The 15946-nt window shown below is 63.7% G+C and carries 19 protein-coding genes; 12 read left to right on the forward strand and 7 right to left on the reverse strand.

Annotated elements, in window-relative coordinates:
* The first annotated feature begins 29 nt into the window (after positions 1-29).
* Both XH88_RS38110 and XH88_RS38115 read left to right on the forward strand, forming a co-directional pair.
* Positions 30-1004: a sugar ABC transporter substrate-binding protein gene (locus XH88_RS38110; protein ID WP_271673295.1), complete on the forward strand. Its 975-nt coding sequence runs from the start codon at positions 30-32 to the stop codon at positions 1002-1004.
* Positions 1005-1074: 70 nt separating this feature from the next.
* Positions 1075-1362 (forward strand): YciI family protein, encoded by a 288-nt coding sequence (locus XH88_RS38115; RefSeq protein WP_271673296.1) that lies wholly within the window; start codon positions 1075-1077, stop codon positions 1360-1362.
* A 167-nt stretch (positions 1363-1529) separates the two neighbouring features.
* Here XH88_RS38115 and XH88_RS38120 read toward each other — a convergent pair whose 3' ends face one another.
* Both XH88_RS38120 and XH88_RS38125 read right to left on the reverse strand, forming a co-directional pair.
* Positions 1530-1922 carry an NUDIX hydrolase gene (locus XH88_RS38120; RefSeq protein WP_271673297.1) on the reverse strand — a complete coding sequence of 131 codons (393 nt, stop codon included), beginning with the start codon at positions 1920-1922 and terminating at the stop codon, positions 1530-1532.
* A gap of 149 nt (positions 1923-2071) precedes the next feature.
* Entirely contained in the window at positions 2072-3169 is a 1098-nt protein-coding gene (locus tag XH88_RS38125) for an AI-2E family transporter (RefSeq protein ID WP_271673298.1), read from the reverse strand.
* Between the two features lie 271 nt (positions 3170-3440).
* On the opposite strand from XH88_RS38125, the gene XH88_RS38130 reads away from it, so the two are divergent.
* The 3 genes from XH88_RS38130 to XH88_RS38140 all read left to right on the forward strand — a co-directional run bounded on the left by XH88_RS38130 (position 3441) and on the right by XH88_RS38140 (position 6191).
* Positions 3441-3668 carry a hypothetical protein gene (locus tag XH88_RS38130; protein WP_271673299.1) on the forward strand — a complete coding sequence of 76 codons (228 nt, stop codon included), beginning with the start codon at positions 3441-3443 and terminating at the stop codon, positions 3666-3668.
* Positions 3669-3746: 78 nt separating this feature from the next.
* Positions 3747-5792, forward strand: a complete 2046-nt coding sequence (locus XH88_RS38135; RefSeq protein WP_271673300.1) for an acetoacetate--CoA ligase — start codon at positions 3747-3749, stop codon at positions 5790-5792.
* Positions 5793-5888: 96 nt separating this feature from the next.
* On the forward strand, positions 5889-6191 hold the full coding sequence (locus XH88_RS38140; RefSeq protein WP_271673301.1) for a hypothetical protein: 303 nt from the start codon (positions 5889-5891) through the stop codon (positions 6189-6191).
* A 5-nt stretch (positions 6192-6196) separates the two neighbouring features.
* Here XH88_RS38140 and XH88_RS38145 read toward each other — a convergent pair whose 3' ends face one another.
* Both XH88_RS38145 and XH88_RS38150 read right to left on the reverse strand, forming a co-directional pair.
* Positions 6197-6433 (reverse strand): hypothetical protein, encoded by a 237-nt coding sequence (locus tag XH88_RS38145; RefSeq protein ID WP_271673302.1) that lies wholly within the window; start codon positions 6431-6433, stop codon positions 6197-6199.
* 334 nt (positions 6434-6767) lie between these two features.
* Entirely contained in the window at positions 6768-7052 is a 285-nt protein-coding gene (locus XH88_RS38150; RefSeq protein WP_271673303.1) for a hypothetical protein, read from the reverse strand.
* 191 nt (positions 7053-7243) lie between these two features.
* Here XH88_RS38150 and XH88_RS38155 point away from each other — a divergent pair, with 191 nt between their 5' ends.
* From XH88_RS38155 to XH88_RS38175, 5 genes are all read left to right on the forward strand, one after another.
* Complete coding sequence (locus tag XH88_RS38155; RefSeq protein WP_271673304.1) at positions 7244-7831, forward strand: formyltransferase family protein; 588 nt, start codon at positions 7244-7246, stop codon at positions 7829-7831.
* Between the two features lie 196 nt (positions 7832-8027).
* The gene (locus tag XH88_RS38160; protein WP_271673305.1) at positions 8028-8378 is read left to right on the forward strand and encodes a hypothetical protein; all 351 of its coding nucleotides are present in this window, start codon (positions 8028-8030) and stop codon (positions 8376-8378) included.
* Positions 8323-8868 carry a hypothetical protein gene (locus tag XH88_RS38165; protein ID WP_271673306.1) on the forward strand — a complete coding sequence of 182 codons (546 nt, stop codon included), beginning with the start codon at positions 8323-8325 and terminating at the stop codon, positions 8866-8868. The genes XH88_RS38160 and XH88_RS38165 overlap by 56 nt, the downstream gene beginning before the upstream one ends.
* 248 nt (positions 8869-9116) lie before the next feature.
* The gene (locus XH88_RS38170) at positions 9117-9992 is read left to right on the forward strand and encodes a DMT family transporter (RefSeq protein ID WP_271673307.1); all 876 of its coding nucleotides are present in this window, start codon (positions 9117-9119) and stop codon (positions 9990-9992) included.
* A gap of 207 nt (positions 9993-10199) precedes the next feature.
* Positions 10200-11618 carry a caspase family protein gene (locus XH88_RS38175; RefSeq protein WP_271673308.1) on the forward strand — a complete coding sequence of 473 codons (1419 nt, stop codon included), beginning with the start codon at positions 10200-10202 and terminating at the stop codon, positions 11616-11618.
* 71 nt (positions 11619-11689) lie between these two features.
* On the opposite strand, the gene XH88_RS38180 is transcribed toward XH88_RS38175, so the two are convergent.
* Together XH88_RS38180 and cysK are read right to left on the reverse strand one after the other, a co-directional pair.
* Positions 11690-11929 (reverse strand): BrnA antitoxin family protein, encoded by a 240-nt coding sequence (locus XH88_RS38180; RefSeq protein ID WP_271673309.1) that lies wholly within the window; start codon positions 11927-11929, stop codon positions 11690-11692.
* A 3-nt stretch (positions 11930-11932) separates the two neighbouring features.
* Complete coding sequence (gene cysK / locus XH88_RS38185; protein ID WP_271673310.1) at positions 11933-12910, reverse strand: cysteine synthase A; 978 nt, start codon at positions 12908-12910, stop codon at positions 11933-11935.
* Positions 12911-13133: 223 nt separating this feature from the next.
* On the opposite strand from cysK, the gene XH88_RS38190 reads away from it, so the two are divergent.
* Positions 13134-13352 (forward strand): hypothetical protein, encoded by a 219-nt coding sequence (locus XH88_RS38190; protein WP_271673311.1) that lies wholly within the window; start codon positions 13134-13136, stop codon positions 13350-13352.
* Positions 13353-13364: 12 nt separating this feature from the next.
* Here XH88_RS38190 and tgt read toward each other — a convergent pair whose 3' ends face one another.
* The gene (gene tgt, locus XH88_RS38195; protein ID WP_271673312.1) at positions 13365-14498 is read right to left on the reverse strand and encodes a tRNA guanosine(34) transglycosylase Tgt; all 1134 of its coding nucleotides are present in this window, start codon (positions 14496-14498) and stop codon (positions 13365-13367) included.
* A 221-nt stretch (positions 14499-14719) separates the two neighbouring features.
* On the opposite strand from tgt, the gene XH88_RS38200 reads away from it, so the two are divergent.
* On the forward strand, positions 14720-15874 hold the full coding sequence (locus XH88_RS38200) for a patatin-like phospholipase family protein (protein ID WP_271673313.1): 1155 nt from the start codon (positions 14720-14722) through the stop codon (positions 15872-15874).
* Positions 15875-15946 lie beyond the last annotated feature (72 nt).

A 15946-nucleotide genomic window follows, 5' to 3' on the forward strand; every position in this document is an offset into this window, starting at 1 on the left:
CAACAAACCAAAAAGGGGATGGAGACGACATGAAACAGAGACTGGGCTATCTCGCACTGCCGCTCGTGATGGCGGCCGCGTTCACGACGCAGGCGCGCGCCGACGGCGAGACCATCGCCGTGTTCACCAAGAACCAGACTAACCCGTTCTTCCAGACGGTGCGGGTCGGCGCCGACGTCATGGCGAAAGCACTGAACGCCAAGACGCTCCAGTACATCCCGACAAAGCCGGATTCGATCCCCGAGCAGCTCAGCCAGATCGAGGATGTCGTGGTGAAGAAGCCGAGCGCCATCGTCTTCACGCCTGTCGACTACAAGGCGATGGTGCCTGGTGTCGAGAAAATCAACGACGCCAAAATCCCCGTCGTCAACATCACCGACCGTTCGGCCGGCGGCAAGTTCCTCTCCTTCGTCGGCGCCGATGATTACAGCCTCGGGCTCGAAACCGCGCGCTTCCTGCTCAAGACGCTCGGCGGCAAGGGCAAGATCGTCATCATCGAAGGCGTCAAGGGCTCGCTCACCAATGTCGACCGCGTCCGCGGCTTCAACGACGCGCTGAAGGAAAATCCGGGCGCCAAGCTCTTGGCCTCACAGCCCGGCAACTACCAGCGGCTCCAGGCGCTTCAGGTCATGGAGAATTTGATGCAGTCGAATTCGCAGATCGACGGCGTGCTCGCCGCCAACGACGCCATGGCGGTCGGCGCGATCGAGGCGCTCGACGGCGCCAATCGCAAGGCGCAGGTGATCGGTATCAACGGCACCAAGGAGGCGATCGACGCCATCAAGTCCGGCAAGCTGCTGGCGAGCGGCGACTACAACGGCTTTTACCAGGGCTGCATCGGCACCATGATGGCGATCCGCGCCCTGCGCGAGCAGCCCGTGATCGCCGAGATCGTGCTGAAGCCGACCGTCATCACCAAGGACAATTACCAGCCGTTCGACCAGCCGCTCGAGCAGCGCGCCTGCCCGACCTTCGAAGACGCCAGCAAGCTCGGTGCGAAGTAGGCCCCGCCTGTTCTGATCAATCACCGGGACGGCTGATGACACAGCCGTCCCCAAGAAGACTGGAGACATCATGCTGTTTGCCATCCACGCCATCGACCGCACCGACGCATTGCCGACGCGTCTTGCCAATTACGACGCCCACAAGACGTTCCTCAGCGACACCTCGCGCTTCGGCGTCAAGATCGTGATGTCGGGACCGCTGGTTTCCGACGACGGCGTCACCATGATCGGCAGCCTGTTCCTGATCGAAGCCCCTGGCCGTGCCGGGGTCGAGGCCTTCAACCGCGCCGACCCGTTCGCCGCAGCCGGCATCTGGGAGAAGGTGACGATCACCGGCTTCCTGCGGCGGCAGGGCTGAGCAGCGCGCGCTCCCAGATGCGAAAAACCCCAGCGCTTGCGGGCGCTGGGGCGTTTCAAAAAATGGATTGGTAAGGCAATGACGCCTCTATAGCAGCGTGTTCCACGGCAGCTTGTGAGCTGGTTCACATATCCCGCGGGATGGCCGGACTATTTGTCCCCTCGACGCTATCGCCGCCGCGATTTCCGCGGGAATAGCCGATCGCGGATGTAGCGCGAGGTCGCGGTCAGCCGGATCCCGCGCGGCTTCTGCCAGGCGGCGCGATCGATCTCCTTCTTGTCGCCGATCGCCAGGCGCCCCTTGGCGCTCTTGGCGATGAAGATCGCATCGCTCATCCTTCGCCCCGAACGCTTGTTCTTGGCCTTCACCTCTTTCCAGAGGCTGATCCGGCCGAGCTTCAACTTCGGCAGCTCTTCCTTGATTTCACGCCGCAGGCAGGCCTTCTCGGTTTCGCGCGCACGCTTGCGACCGCCAGGGAACATCCACAGGCCGTCCGACCGTCGCCTGACCAACAGAACCTTGCCGCGCCTGGAGGCAACCAATTTGGAAGACTTCGCCATTCCCGTCGCAAACTGAAAAAGGAATCGGACCATGGTAACTTGTCTGTTTCGTTAGACAAGTTCGATGGCCGGTCCGGTTGCCGCTGCGGTGCGCAATTGTCCACAGCGAGGCGCCGGCAATCCTGCCGCCGCTGTCGGTGCGCCCGGCCCTAGCGTCCCTCTTCGGTCGCGGGCGGCGCTGTCCGCTTCCTCGCCTCGCCTCCGATCCATGCCGCCGCCATCTCCCAGGCTACCGACAGGATGATGGGACCGATGAACAGGCCGACAATACCGTGAGCAAGCGTACCGCCGATCACGCCGACGAAGATCACGATGGTCGGCGTGTTGAGACCGCGTCCCATCACGAGCGGCTTCAGCATGGTGTCGATAAAGCCGACGACGACGAAGAACACGGTCAGGACCAGCGCCGTGGTGACGTCCTTGGCGGTCCAGATCCAGATGATGACAGGCAGCAGCACGAGGAAGGCGCCGATCTGCACGATCGACAGCAGCAGCACGATGAAGGCAAGCAGACCCGCGCTCGGCACCGTCGCGAGCTTGAAGCCGATGCCGGCAAGCAACGCCTGAACGATGGCGACGCCGATCACGCCCTGCGCCACGGCGCGGATGGTGGCGCCGCCGAGCTCGAGGAAATGCTCGCTCTGCTCAGGCACGATGCGCGACAGGAAGCCGCGCCCGGCCGCAACCAGCCGCGGTCCATGCGGAAACAGGAAACCGGCCACGAACACCGAGACCAGGAACTGCAGCGTGCCGAGACTGGCATCGCCAGCGAGCACCAGGAGCGGTCCCGCCAGCGGCTGGAGATACGGCGCGACCTCGCGCAACACGGCGCGGATGTTGTTGTAGGCCTGGTCCCAGAGCTCGTAGAGGGTCGGACCGATCAGCGGCCACGATTTGATCTGCTCAGGCGCCGACTGGAGCGCGAGGTCACCGGTGCCGAGTTGGTGCGCAAGCTCCCTCACCCCGTCCACGGCGCTGAGGCCGAGCCAAGTAGCCGGGCCAAGGACGATGCCGAGCGTGATCAGGGTCAGGATCGCAGCCGCGGTCTTGGGCCGCCCGCCCAGGATTTTGGCGACCCAACTGAAGGCCGGGTAGAACGCAACCGCGAGCACGGCGCTCCAGGCCAGGATCGGCACGAAGGGCCGGATGATCAGGAACGTCCAGATGATCAGCAGTGCCAACAGGCCAAGCCGGATCACGAGCTGAATGACGTCCTCGCCCGTCAGGAGCTGACGCAGACTTTTCACAGGCAGCTTTCCTTGCGGCATCAACGCGGGTTCCGGCGCATGCGCGGGCATGCGTTATTGCCAGCCCCGGGCCTGCCGTCAAGACGAGCGGGTCCGGGCGCTGGCCCAGCCGGTCCGGGAGCCTTCCTTGGACCCAGAAACTACGACAGGATCTGCCCCTCGCACCAGTTTACCTAACGGCGATTAACCGGATTTCCGCCGACCGATTTACGCCGATGCAAAAGCTCGTACCTATGCTCCGCCTCAGCGTCTCAAAAACACTTGCGGTGCAATGGCCAACAGTCTCTGGACGATCGAAGAATTCACCTGCACGGGTTGCAGCATGAACTACACCGCGACCCGGGAGGAGCATGCCGAGCCGCATGCCGGCAGTTTCAAATGCAGGATCTGCAGCAACGTGGTGCACAGCTGGTCGGGCAAGCATCATTTCTTCGGATGGCGGCCGGTGAAGACCAAGCCGCCGGTGTTTGGCCGCCGCTGGGCCGGGGTGCAGTATTAGGCGCCAGCTGCGCGAGCGGATTCTGCTAGGCTACGGTCAGGGCTGGATTCCCCTCCCCGCAACCGAAGCCGACACGCAATGACCTCTCCTTTCGTCCCGCAGATCGCCCTCTACCGCAGCTGGCTTGCCGAGCAGCGTGGCTTCACCTTCTCGAATTACGAGGAGATGCGACAATGGTCGGTGCGCGATCTCGATGCGTTCTGGCGCAGCATCTGGGACTATTACGATCTGCAATCACCGACGCCGTTTGCGGCGGTCATCACCGAACGCAAGATGCCCGGCGCGATCTGGTTTCCCGGCGCGCAGGTCAATTACGCCCGGCAGGTGTTCCGGCATGTCGATGCGGCGCACGCCGCCGGCCTGCCCGCGATCATCAGTAGCGGCGAAGACGGCAAGCTCCACGAGACGAGCTGGGCGGAGCTGCGGCGCAAGGCGGTCGCGCTCGCGCTGTATCTGAAGGACAGGGGTGTCCAGCCCGGCGACCGCGTCGCGGCCTATCTGCCCAACATCCCCGAGACCATCATCGCCTTCCTCGCCAGCGCCAGCATCGGTGCGATCTGGAGCGTCTGCGCGCCCGACATGGCCGCGCCCGCGGTGATCGACCGCTTCAAGCAGATCGAGCCGAAGGTGCTGATCGCCTGCGATGCCGTGACCTATGCCGGACGCAGGCATGATCGAAACGACGTGATCGACGAACTGCGACGATCGCTGCCATCCGTCGAACATGTCATCCTGCACAGCGACGCCGCACCCGCAGCGCCGGACGCGCGGCTCTCCGACATCGCCGCAAGGACGGACGCGGCGATCGACGCATTCGAGCCGATGTGGCTGCCGTTCGATCACCCGCTCTGGATTGTCTATTCCAGTGGCACGACCGGCCTGCCGAAACCGATCGTGCACGGCCATGGCGGCATCGTCATCGTCGTGCTGGCGCTGCTCGGCCTCCACAACGACCTCGGCTGCTCCTACCATGCCAACTCGTTCGGCGAGCGCTATCACTGGTACTCTTCGACCGGCTGGATCATGTGGAACAGCCAGGTCGGCGGGCTGCTCAGCGGCACCACCTGCTGCATTTTCGACGGCAGCCCCGGCGGAACCAGGGATAAGCCGGACTGGTCCACGCTGTGGCGCTTCGTGGCGCAGTCGAAAGCGACCTTCTTCGGCGCGGGGGCGGCGTATTTCGCCAACTGCACCAAGGCCGGGATCGATCTCACAGCCGCCGGCGACCTTTCGCGACTGCGCTGCCTCGGCTCGACCGGCTCGCCGCTCAGCGCCGACACGCAAGCCTGGTTCAACGACCGCTTCGCGGCCTTATCGAAAATGAACGGCAGCACGGCGCAGGCGGACATCTGGTGGGCGAACATCTCCGGCGGCACCGACTTCGCCGGCGCCTTCATCGGGGGGAACCGCGAATTGCCGCAGACACCGGGCGCGATGCAGTGCCGGCTGCTGGGAGCCGCGGTCGAAGCTTTCAGCGAGCAGGGTCGCGCCGTGATCGACGAGGTGGGCGAACTCGTCTGCACCGAGCCAATGCCGTCGATGCCGCTCTACTTCTGGAACGACAAGGACGGTGCGCGCTACCGCGCCAGCTATTTCGAGACCTATCCCGACAATTTCGACGGCAGCGGCCGCGGGCCGGTATGGCGGCACGGCGACTGGCTCAAGGTCAACCCGGACCGCTCCTGCGTCATCTACGGCCGCAGCGATGCCACCATCAACCGGCACGGGCTTCGCATGGGCACGAGCGAGCTCTATTCCGCCATCGAGGCACTGCCCGAGGTGCTCGACAGCCTCGTCGTCGACCTCGAATATCTCGGCCGCGACAGCTACATGCCGCTGTTCGTAGTGCTGCGTGAAGGTGTTGTCTTCGACAGCGCAATGCAGGCGAAGATCAACAAGGCGATAGAGACCGGTCTCTCCCGTAGATTTCTGCCGAACGAGATCTTCGCCGTCGCCGAGATCCCGCGGACGCTGTCGGGCAAGAAGCAGGAACTGCCGATCAAGAAGCTCTTGCTCGGCCAGCCCGTCGACAAGGTCATCAACAAGGAGGCGATGGCAAACCCCGCCTGCCTTGACTGGTATCTCGCCTTCGCACGCGACTATCTGGCGCGAACCGCGGCCTGATCTCAGGCAGATCGGCCCAATTGCGCCATTGTCATTTGCACTCCGTTCACCGATCGTCGCTAGACGGGTCCGGATTGCGTGCAACGAACTGTAGCAATGGTCGACCTCAATACCGTCCTCACCAGGCTCAACGACCGCCTGCTCCGCCTCGAAGGCGAGCTGTTCGTGCTGCGCTCGCTGGCGCGTGCGACCCTGACCGCGGGTGACGATCACGCCGTGCGGATGCGCAAGCTGGTCGAAGCCGCCAAGGTTGCGCTCGACGACGAGGCGAAACGTGAGCTGGACAAGCCGACGCGCAAATATGTCGATGCGGCAACGGCGCTGGTGGAGGAGCTGCTGGTCGAGCCAACCCCGGCGCGGCCGCTGTTCACGGTGATCGACGGCGGGCGGCGCGACTGAGCCCGTCAGTTCGGACGTGTCGTGCCGGCATCAGTCGATTCAGCCTTGAGCCGGCTGAGACCTTCCTCGATGATGGCGATCTCCTCGTCGATCTTGCTGATCGGCAGGCTGAAATCGTAAGCACCCGACCTGCTCTTCAGATCGACCGCGAGCCGCTGCCGGTGCATCATCAGCTCGTCGAGACCGCGACGGTTCTTCAGCCGGACATAGGCGTCCACGATCTGCGCAATTGCACTCGACATGAAATCGGTCCCGGCAAAAATGCCCGCGCGACGCACCCGCGCCGGCGGCACATTCTTGGTGTCGCGGTACGCAATACAAATCCGCGACGGATTCGTCGATACGACAGGCGGGTTGAGAACGCGTTACTGATTGATGATTTTGTGATGGCAGGAATGAAAAAGCCGCTGGCGATTGTGCCAGCGGCTTAAGCCGGGTTCGAAAACGGATGCGGATTGAAATGTCGCCAGCCCCGGTGCGCACGTTCTAACGCAAAATCGCGGCTCCCTCTGTTCGAAAGCAGACTCAGGAACCGGCCTGTCTGGCGTTCGCCGTCCAACCGCGGCGATGCGGCAACTAGTCCGTGACACAGAAATAGGCGCGCGGCAATTTGCGATTGGCGCTGTAGCGGTAATACGGTCGGTAGGCGTAGCTGCGAAAGAGCGCCGGCGGCTCCTCGCCGTAGTAAGCGCCGTGATAGAAATTGTGGATCGTCCCTTCTGCGCAGCGATAGGCATCCCAGGTCGGGCCGATGAAGGGCGCCACCCCGATCTCCGGAGGCACGCCCGGATATGGCCCACCGGCACGGGCCGGAGCGGCCGCAATCAGGACAGCAAGAATGACAAACCACGCGCAACGCATGCGTTCGCTCCAGAGTGGTCGCAATGCGCCCAGGGAAGCACCGCAACAGCCGGCAACGCAATCACGGAGTTCATGCCCTCCGCGCCTGGCGCGCATTGTTGATAACTGGCGCAAACGGGTCGCGGATGGTGACAGGGCACGCCGACGTGTTATCGGGAATAGAACGCAGTTGCGAGACGGATCGGACATCCATGCGCATTACCCTCGTCGGCTCCCGCCATTTCGGCGTGACCACCCTGAACATGCTCCGCGAGCATGGCGTCGGCATCGTGCGGATCGTGGTAGCTGACGCCGAGGACCGCTTGGCTGCAGCCGCGAAAGCCGCCGGCATCGAGGTGGTGGTGCAGGCCAACCCAAAGCTGGTGGTGGCCTCCGAGATCGCGCCCGACACCGATCTGATCATCACCGCCCACAGCCATGCCCGGATCGGCAGGGACGCGCTGGCGGCAGCGAAGCTCGGCGGCATCGGCTATCACCCCTCGCTGCTGCCCCGCCACCGCGGCAAGGCCGCGGTGGAGTGGACCATCAAGGAAGGCGATCCGATCGCCGGCGGCACGATCTATCACCTCGCCGACCGTATGGACGCCGGCGCCATCGCCGTCCAGGACTGGTGCTTCGTCAAGAAGGGGGAGACCGCGCGCGAACTCTGGGAGCGTGCACTGGCCCCGCTCGGCCTCAAGCTGCTGGCCGACGTGATCGATTATGCCAAGGTGCACAAGGCCCTGCCTGCCAAGCCCCAGGACGAGCAGTTCGCGACCTCCGCACCCAGTTTGTCCTAACCGGCCCTTCCGGGTCGCTTCCCACGTTAACGATTAACGTGAGGAGGCCTTGATTTCGCTTCCGAAATCGGAACCGGAAACGCAAATAAACCATTGTTTCCACAGGAACAATTTTCGACTTTGCATTGCATCAAATTTCCGTCACATTCCGTCCCAATAAGAGTCAGCATATCAGACAGATTCAAGGACGGAATTCATGCGTTTTGCTCGCATCGCGGCGTTCTGTGCCGCTTCAGTTATTACCTCCACCCTCGCCGCCCCTGCACTCGCCCAGACTCCTTATGATGGCAATTGGCAGGTCACCATCGTGACCAAGACCGGCTCCTGCGAGCCGACCGCAAGCTCCATGCTGACTGTTGCCGACGGCAAGATCACCGCGCCCGGCGCTAACGTTTCCGGCACCATCGGCAGCGGGGGTCTTGTGAAAGTTTCGATCAATGGTGCATATGCTAACGGTCAACTCAGCGGCAACGCCGGATCGGGGAAGTGGAATGGAGCATCTGCAGGCATACCGTGCAGCGGGCGGTGGGAAGCATCGCGCCAATAAATCAAACTCGGCTCGCGCCTGGAACCGGCGGCTGCTGATCGCGGCCGCCGTTTTGTTTACGGCAGGACTCGCCACCTCTGAAAGCAAGGCCCAGTCGGGCCCGTTCGCCCCGATGGCCGGCAGCTGGAGCGGGGGCGGCACCGTCAGTCTCGAGGACGGATCGACGGAACGGATCCGTTGCCGGGCCAAATACGCCCCGATCGGCCCTACGATGGAAATGACGCTGACCTGCGCCAGCGACGCCTACAAATTCATCCTCTCCGCGAACGTTCAGTCGGCGGGTAATACCATCACGGGAAGCTGGTCCGAGTCCAGCCGCAACATCTCCGGCTCGCTCCAGGGCCGCGGCGGCGGCGGAAACTTCGAGGTGGTCGTCGCCGCGGCCGGCTTCAACGCCAACATCGTGCTGAGGACGAGCGGCAATAAGCAGACCGTCACGATGCGCGCGGACAGCCAATTCCGCGGCGCCAACATCTCAATGTCGCGCTGAGAGCGCCGCACTCGAGACATCGACCCGGCGACCTCGCCGGGTCTTTTTTATGCGCCAGGCACCAACACCGTGACTTCGATCTCGGTCGATGGGACTGCCAACAGAGAGCAGCGTCGACGGCGGGAAGGTGCGCCCGAGCATCTCCTGTCACGCCGCTGCGCATCGCTGCATCCGCAGATTTGGCCGTTGCAAACCCATACGATGTCGCCGATACCGGCTTCCCCCAGGTTCTCTCTTATCCAGCACCGATGAGCGCAACACCGTCCAAAACCATGGCCGCCCTGTGGATGGCCGGATGGCTGTCCCTGATGCTGATCATGGCGGTCGCGGGGCGCGAGACCACGCGCGACTTGAGCGTCTTTCAGATCATGCTGGTTCGGTCGTTGATCGGCTTTATGCTGCTCCTGCCGATTATCTATCGCTCGGGCGGCTTCAAGGCGGTCGCGACCAAACGGCTGCCCCAGCACCTCGCTCGTAACGCGGTGCATTATTTCGCGCAGCTCGGCTGGTTCTACGCACTGACGCTGATCGGGATCGGTCAGGTCGTCGCCATCGAATTCACGATGCCGATCTGGACCGCGCTGCTGGCTGCAACGTTCCTGTCTGAGCGCATGACGTCCTGGAAGATCGGAGCTATTGTGCTCGGCATCGTCGGCGTCGTCATGATCGTGCGGCCCGCGACGGGCGAGATCAATCCGGGCCAGTTGATCGCGCTCGGGGCTGCGATCGGCTTCAGCATTTCGATGGCTTTGGCGAAGTCGTTGACGCGGACCGAGAGCGCGTTGTCGATCCTGTTCTGGATGGTCGTGGTGCAGATGGTCATGGGCCTGCTGCCGACACTCTATGTCTGGACCTGGCCGTCAGCCACGCTCTGGGCCTGGCTCTTCGTCATCGGGGTCTGCGGCACTTTTTCGCACTATTGCCTCGCCAGCGCGCTGCGCTACGCGGATGCGACCATTGTGGTCCCCATGGACTTCCTGCGGGTTCCGCTCACCGCGACAGCCGGCTGGCTGCTCTATTCCGAGCGGCTCGACGCCTGGACCGTGCTGGGCGCGGCCCTGATCCTGTGCGGCAATCTGCTGAATTTGAAGCCGCCCGCCCCGATTCCCGCCCGCGCCCAGTGAACCCGCGCGCGGCCTGAGGCGACACATCCAAGTGGTCGAGCGTGATTTGGATCACGTTGGAGCGGGCATTCCAGCGTGCACATTCGGCCACACAGCAACGGGTTGAACGAAGCTCCCTGTCGTTTGGGTGGCGTGAAGTCGGGCGGTTCGTGTAGGTTCGACGCCAATTTGTTGCTGCCTGCCATTCGATTCTGTTGGGGATTTCAGATGCGCACTCTCACCTTCATCGTATCGCTGATGTGCGTGGCGCTGTCCGTCGGGGCCGCCAAGGCCGACCGCCGCGTCGCTTTCGTCGTCGGCAACGGCGCCTACAAGAACGTCGCGCAATTGCCGAACCCGCCGATCGACGCCAAGGCGATGGCATCGACGCTGCGCAATGTCGGCTTCGAGGTGATCGAAGGATCCAACCTCACGCGCGACCAGATGACGGAGAAGCTGCTGGATTTCGGCCGCAAGGCGCAGGGCTCGGACATCGCGGTGTTCTATTATGCCGGCCACGGCATCGCCGTCGGCGGCACCAACTATCTCTTGCCCGTTGATGCCGACATCAAATCGGAGATGGACGTCAAGCTCGGGGCCGCCATCAATATCGACCTGACGCTCGACCAGACCATGGGCGATGCCAAGGTCAAGCTGGTGTTCCTCGACGCCTGCCGCGACAATCCCTTCGCCGCGAAGATCAAGTCGAACTCCGCCACCCGCAGCGTCAACGTTCAGAGCGGCCTTGCCGAGATGAAGTCCGGCGAAGGCACGCTGATCGCGTTTGCCACCGGCCCCGGCCAGACCGCGCTCGACGGCCAGGAGGGCAATAACAGCCCATTCACCCGCGCGCTGATCGACAACATCACCAAGCCCGGCGTCGAGATCCAGCAGGCCATGACCTCGGTGCGCGCCCAGGTCAATGAGGAGACCCACAAGGGCCAGCTGCCCTGGGGTCACACCAACCTGATCGGGGCGGTCTACCTCAACCAGGGGCCGGCGACCCAGGTCGCCAATGCGGCACCGACAGCAACCGCCTCGCCAGCCGCAGCGGCCGGCGGCTCCGAGGCTGAAGTCGAGTTCTGGCGCTCGGTGAAGGAATCCAACAAGCCGGAAGAGCTTAACGCCTACCTCTCGGCCTATCCCAACGGACAGTTCAAGCCGCTGGCGCTGGCACGGCTGGCGGCGATCCAGAACGGTCCGTCGACCACGACTCGCAACCTCAATGCCGGCGTCGATCCCGCCACCTTCACCGAAGACGCCAGCCAGCTCACCGAGGACCAGATCGGCCTCGACAAGGGGCAGCGCCGCGACGTGCAGCGCCGCCTCAACGGTCTTGGTTTCGACACCAAGGTGACCGGCGTGTTCAACGACGAAACCCGCTCGGTGCTGAAGCGCTGGCAGGCCGCCCGCGGCTATCCGTCGACGGGCTTCCTCAACAAGCTGCAGCACAAGGCCCTGCTCTCCGAGATCGTGGCGTCGACGACAGCCGCGAGCCAGGACAGCCCCAAGCCGGCCCGGCACGCGGCTCCCCCGCCCGCGCAGAGCGCACCGGTTCAGCATCGCAACAGCGCTGGCGATGCTGCCGGCGCAGCCTTCGTGGGCGGAGTAGTCGGCGGCATGATGGGCGGCATGTTCCGCCACTAAGCCGAGACCAGATCGCGAGACGCAAAAAGCCTGGCTCGCGCCGGGCTTTTTCGTTGCTACGAGGAAGTGCGTTACTTCCCAGCCGCCTTGCGCAGCGCCTCGTTGATGCGGTCCTGCCAGCCGGGACCGCCCTCCTGGAAGAACTCCAGCACGTCCTGATCGAGGCGCAGTGTGACCTGCTCCTTGATGCCGGGAACGGCGTTCTGCTTCGGCGGCGCCGCGGCGACCTTGGCCGTCACCTTCTTGAACGCTGCCTCGGCTTCGGTCCGCGCGTCGCCAAGCGTCCGCGGCCGCCTCGGTTGATCCGCCATGACCTAGATTCCTTCAAACAGAGCGGTCGAAAGATAGCGCTCGGAGAACGACGGCACGACCGCGAGGATGGTCTTTCCGGCAGCTTCCGGCCGCTTGCCGATCTGGAGCGCGGCTGCGATCGCAGCGCCCGAGGAGATGCCACCCGGAATGCCCTCATGCCGCGCCAGCGCCCGTGACGTCTCGAGCGCCGTCGTCGAGTTGATTTTCACGATCTCGTCGATCACGGCGCGGTCGAGAATGTCAGGCACGAAGCCGGCGCCAATGCCCTGGATCTTGTGCGGCGTGTGCTGGCCGCCTGACAGCACCGGGCTTTCCTCCGGCTCGACGGCGACTACCCGCAAGGATGGCTTGCGCGGCTTCAGAACCTGGCCGACACCCGTGATGGTGCCTCCGGTGCCGACGCCGGCGACGAAGAAGTCGATGTTGCCTGATGTGTCATTCCATATCTCCTCCGCCGTGGTGCGGCGATGCACCTCGGGATTGGCGAGGTTCTTGAACTGCTGCGGCATCACCGAGTTCGGTGTCGTCTTCAGGAGCTCTTCGGCGGCTGCGATCGCGCCCTTCATGCCTTGCGCAGCCGGCGTCAGCACCAGTTCGGCGCCGAGGAAGGCGAGCATCTTGCGCCGCTCGATCGACATGGATTCCGGCATCACGAGCTTCAACCGGTAACCGCGTGACGCCGCGACGAAGGCGAGTGCGATGCCGGTGTTGCCGGAGGTCGGCTCGATCAGCACGGTGTCGGGCTTGATGATGCCCGCCTTCTCCATGGCGATGATCATGGCCGCACCGATGCGGTCCTTCACGCTCGCGGCCGGATTGAAATATTCAAGCTTTGCCAGAATGGTCGCATTGACGCCTTGCATGCCCGGCAGCCGGCGCAGGCGCACGATTGGCGTGTCGCCAAAAGCCTCGACGATCGAGTCATAAACCCGGCCGCGACCCGGTTGGTGCGCTGCACCCGTGGTGGACGATGCGTCCATGATGAACTCCCTTTGGCAACAATTTGTACTTCTGGCGCTGTGCATGCGCAGTTACGGTCAGCTTATGACGACACGCAAGCGACAATGCGGCACATGTTAAATACGCTGCATCGCAAAACCGCGTGAGCTTTAATTATCAGAAAACCAACGCATTTGTGTTGCGACCTCGTCAACCGATTCTGCTTATGTTAGACTTAGGTCTCAAAGCAGGGAGGTCACCACGATGTCAGCAGTCGCTGAAGTGTTGTCGACCGTCGCGCCAAGGCGTGATCCGCGTTGCAGCGAGTTGCCCACCTGTCCGGTTTGCGCCGACTCCATGGTCGCCGCCGAAGCTTCCGCTTACCTCTCGGACCACATGATCAGCTATCTCTGGACCTGCGACAATTGCGGCTACGGCTTTGTCACAAAGCACGCCGTCAAGCAGCGGATCGTGTGCAACTGATCTTTGATCGATCTAGCGCGGGGCGATGTCGCCCCTCGCCCAGTCCTCGCGCGTACGCTGATAGAACTCATCGAACGTTCCGCGGGCGATCGCATCCCTGATGCCCTGCATCAGGGACTGGTAGTAGGCAATATTGATTTCGGACAGCAACATCGCTCCCAACGTCTCGCCAGCCTTGACGAGATGATGCAGATAGGCGCGCGCATAATTGCTGGCCGAGGGCCATGAGCTTTCCTCGTCGAGCGGGCGCGGATCGTCTGCATGTCGCGCGTTGCGCAAGTTCACCTGGCCGAAGCGCGTGAACGCAACGCCGTGGCGGCCATTGCGCGTCGGCATCACGCAATCGAACATGTCGACCCCGCGCTTCACGGCTTCGAGGATATCGTCGGGCGTGCCGACGCCCATCAGATAGCGCGGCCGATCCGTCGGCAGCGCCGGCGCGGTCTCGTCGATCATCGCCAACATGACCTCCTGCGGCTCGCCGACGGCCAGGCCGCCGATCGCATAGCCGTGGAATCCGATTTCGACGAGGCCTTGCGTGCTGGCATGACGCAGCTGCGGGATGTCGCCGCCCTGCACGATTCCAAACAGCATGTAACCGTCAGGCGCGCTCTCGAAGGCGCGCTTGCTCCGCTCGGCCCAGCGCAACGACAGCCGCATCGCACGGTCGATATCGTCGCGCTCCGCCGGCAGCCGCACGCATTCGTCCATCTGCATCGCGATGTCGGAACCGAGCAGGCGTTGGACCTCGATCGAGCGCTCCGGCGACAGCTCGATCTTGGCGCCGTCGATATGCGAGCGGAAAGTCACGGCGTGCTCGCTGATCTTGCGCAAATCCGACAGCGACATGACCTGGAAGCCGCCAGAATCCGTCAGCATCGGCCCGTTCCACCCGGTGAACCGCTGCAGGCCGCCCAGGGCGTTGATACGCTCAGCGCCGGGGCGCAGCATCAGATGATAGGTGTTGCCGAGCACGATGTCGGCGCCGGCCTCGCGCACCTCGCGCCAATGCATGCCCTTCATGGCGCCGGCAGTGCCGACCGGCATGAAGGCGGGCGTCCGCACCACACCATGCGGCGTGGTCAGGCGGCCGGTGCGCGCGGCGCCATCGGTGGCGAGCAGTTCGAAATGATTGGGAAGATTCATGGCGTGCTTATTGCGTGTCGAGGCAGCCCGATCAACCCGCACGATGACCCAGACTGGGACAGCGTTGACGCGGACGTGATCCGCGCCCTGCCTTGTTAAACAAAACGACACGGTATAGTTTAGTAACGGGTTGGACGAGACGGCGCGGCAACATTGCCGACGGCCGTAGATGCTTGATCGTCAGCCGCCGACCAATGCCCCTCCCCACAGGTTCGACCGACATGTCCGCCACCTCCGATGGCGGGACAAAGCGGACAGGCGCCCGCCTGATCGGGGCGCTGGCGCTGGCGTGCAGTCTGGCACTCGCCGCCTGCACCTCGCTCCCGCGCACGCCCTACACGGCGGCCGATGCCCGCGCCTCGCGCGTGCTCGACGTCGACGGCCTGCGCCGCTACGCCGACGAACCCGTCACCAGGTTCGGCTTCGAGCAGGACAAGGCGACCGGGAGCAGAACCTACCTGGCGCTATCAGGGGGCGGCGCTGATGGGGCCTATGGCGTCGGGGTGCTGAACGGCTGGACTGCGGCGCATAACCGTCCAACCTTCTCCGTCGTATCAGGCGTGAGCACCGGAGGGCTGATCGCGCCCTTTGCGTTCCTTGGATCGCAATATGACGACACGCTGCGGGAGCTCTACACCAGCGGCATTGCCGAGAGCCTGCTGAACGATCCCAGCATCATGCGCGTGCTGTTCGGCTCCGGCCTGTTCGGCAACACGCGGCTGCGCGAGCTCGTCGCCCGCTATGTCGGGCCGGAGATCCTGGCACAGGTCGCGCGCGAGAACGCCAAGGGCCGACGTCTCCTGGTGGTGACCACCGATCTCGACACCCAGCGCACCGCGATCTGGGATATGGGCAAGATCGCCGCGGTCGGCACGCCTGAAGCGCTCAAGCTGTTTCGCGACGTGATGGCGGCCTCCGCCAGCATTCCTCTGGTATTTCCGCCGATCCTGATCGAGGCCGAAGGTCAGGGCCGCAGGTTTCAGGAGATGCATGTCGATGGCGGCGTGACTGCCCCGGTGCTGACCTTGCCCGAAGCTCTGCTGTTTCAGGGGCGCCTGCCCGGCAACGCGAAGATGGACATCTACATCCTCGTCAACAAGAAGATCGAACGCAATTTCGAGCTGGTCGCCAACAGCACGATCGACGTCGCTTCACGCAGCCTGTCCTCGATCACGCAGTCGCAGACGCGCTCGATCATCTTCTCGACGTATGATTTCGCCAGGCGTAACCACCTTGGATTCCACCTCTCCTATATCGAACGCGATTATCCGGCGTCGCCGTCCGAGGGGTTCGACACCAGCTATATGCGGGCGCTCTACCAATACGGCTACGAGAAAGCGGCGGCCGGCCAGGCCTGGACCTCGCGGATGCCGTGAGGTCCGCATCGCGGAACGGCGTTGGTCGGGGACCGTTGACGATACGGCCAATTCGGCCAGATTCGCGATGAC

Origin of the sequence: Bradyrhizobium sp. CCBAU 51627, assembly GCF_028128765.1 — a bacterium.
Taxonomy (GTDB): domain Bacteria; phylum Pseudomonadota; class Alphaproteobacteria; order Rhizobiales; family Xanthobacteraceae; genus Bradyrhizobium.

Coding starts and splice junctions, on each gene's coding strand:
- XH88_RS38190 (WP_271673311.1), top strand. CDS start 13,134: ATGTCAGCAGTCGCTGAAGTGTTGTCGACCGTCGCGCCAAGGCGTGAT.
- XH88_RS38120 (WP_271673297.1), bottom strand. CDS start 1,922: ATGGCGAAGTCTTCCAAATTGGTTGCCTCCAGGCGCGGCAAGGTTCTG.
- XH88_RS38135 (WP_271673300.1), top strand. CDS start 3,747: ATGACCTCTCCTTTCGTCCCGCAGATCGCCCTCTACCGCAGCTGGCTT.
- XH88_RS38165 (WP_271673306.1), top strand. CDS start 8,323: ATGGAGCATCTGCAGGCATACCGTGCAGCGGGCGGTGGGAAGCATCGC.
- XH88_RS38160 (WP_271673305.1), top strand. CDS start 8,028: ATGCGTTTTGCTCGCATCGCGGCGTTCTGTGCCGCTTCAGTTATTACC.
- XH88_RS38170 (WP_271673307.1), top strand. CDS start 9,117: ATGAGCGCAACACCGTCCAAAACCATGGCCGCCCTGTGGATGGCCGGA.
- XH88_RS38175 (WP_271673308.1), top strand. CDS start 10,200: ATGCGCACTCTCACCTTCATCGTATCGCTGATGTGCGTGGCGCTGTCC.
- XH88_RS38200 (WP_271673313.1), top strand. CDS start 14,720: ATGTCCGCCACCTCCGATGGCGGGACAAAGCGGACAGGCGCCCGCCTG.
- XH88_RS38110 (WP_271673295.1), top strand. CDS start 30: ATGAAACAGAGACTGGGCTATCTCGCACTGCCGCTCGTGATGGCGGCC.
- XH88_RS38145 (WP_271673302.1), bottom strand. CDS start 6,433: ATGTCGAGTGCAATTGCGCAGATCGTGGACGCCTATGTCCGGCTGAAG.
- XH88_RS38140 (WP_271673301.1), top strand. CDS start 5,889: ATGGTCGACCTCAATACCGTCCTCACCAGGCTCAACGACCGCCTGCTC.
- XH88_RS38130 (WP_271673299.1), top strand. CDS start 3,441: ATGGCCAACAGTCTCTGGACGATCGAAGAATTCACCTGCACGGGTTGC.
- XH88_RS38115 (WP_271673296.1), top strand. CDS start 1,075: ATGCTGTTTGCCATCCACGCCATCGACCGCACCGACGCATTGCCGACG.
- tgt (WP_271673312.1), bottom strand. CDS start 14,498: ATGAATCTTCCCAATCATTTCGAACTGCTCGCCACCGATGGCGCCGCG.
- cysK (WP_271673310.1), bottom strand. CDS start 12,910: ATGGACGCATCGTCCACCACGGGTGCAGCGCACCAACCGGGTCGCGGC.
- XH88_RS38155 (WP_271673304.1), top strand. CDS start 7,244: ATGCGCATTACCCTCGTCGGCTCCCGCCATTTCGGCGTGACCACCCTG.
- XH88_RS38180 (WP_271673309.1), bottom strand. CDS start 11,929: ATGGCGGATCAACCGAGGCGGCCGCGGACGCTTGGCGACGCGCGGACC.
- XH88_RS38150 (WP_271673303.1), bottom strand. CDS start 7,052: ATGCGTTGCGCGTGGTTTGTCATTCTTGCTGTCCTGATTGCGGCCGCT.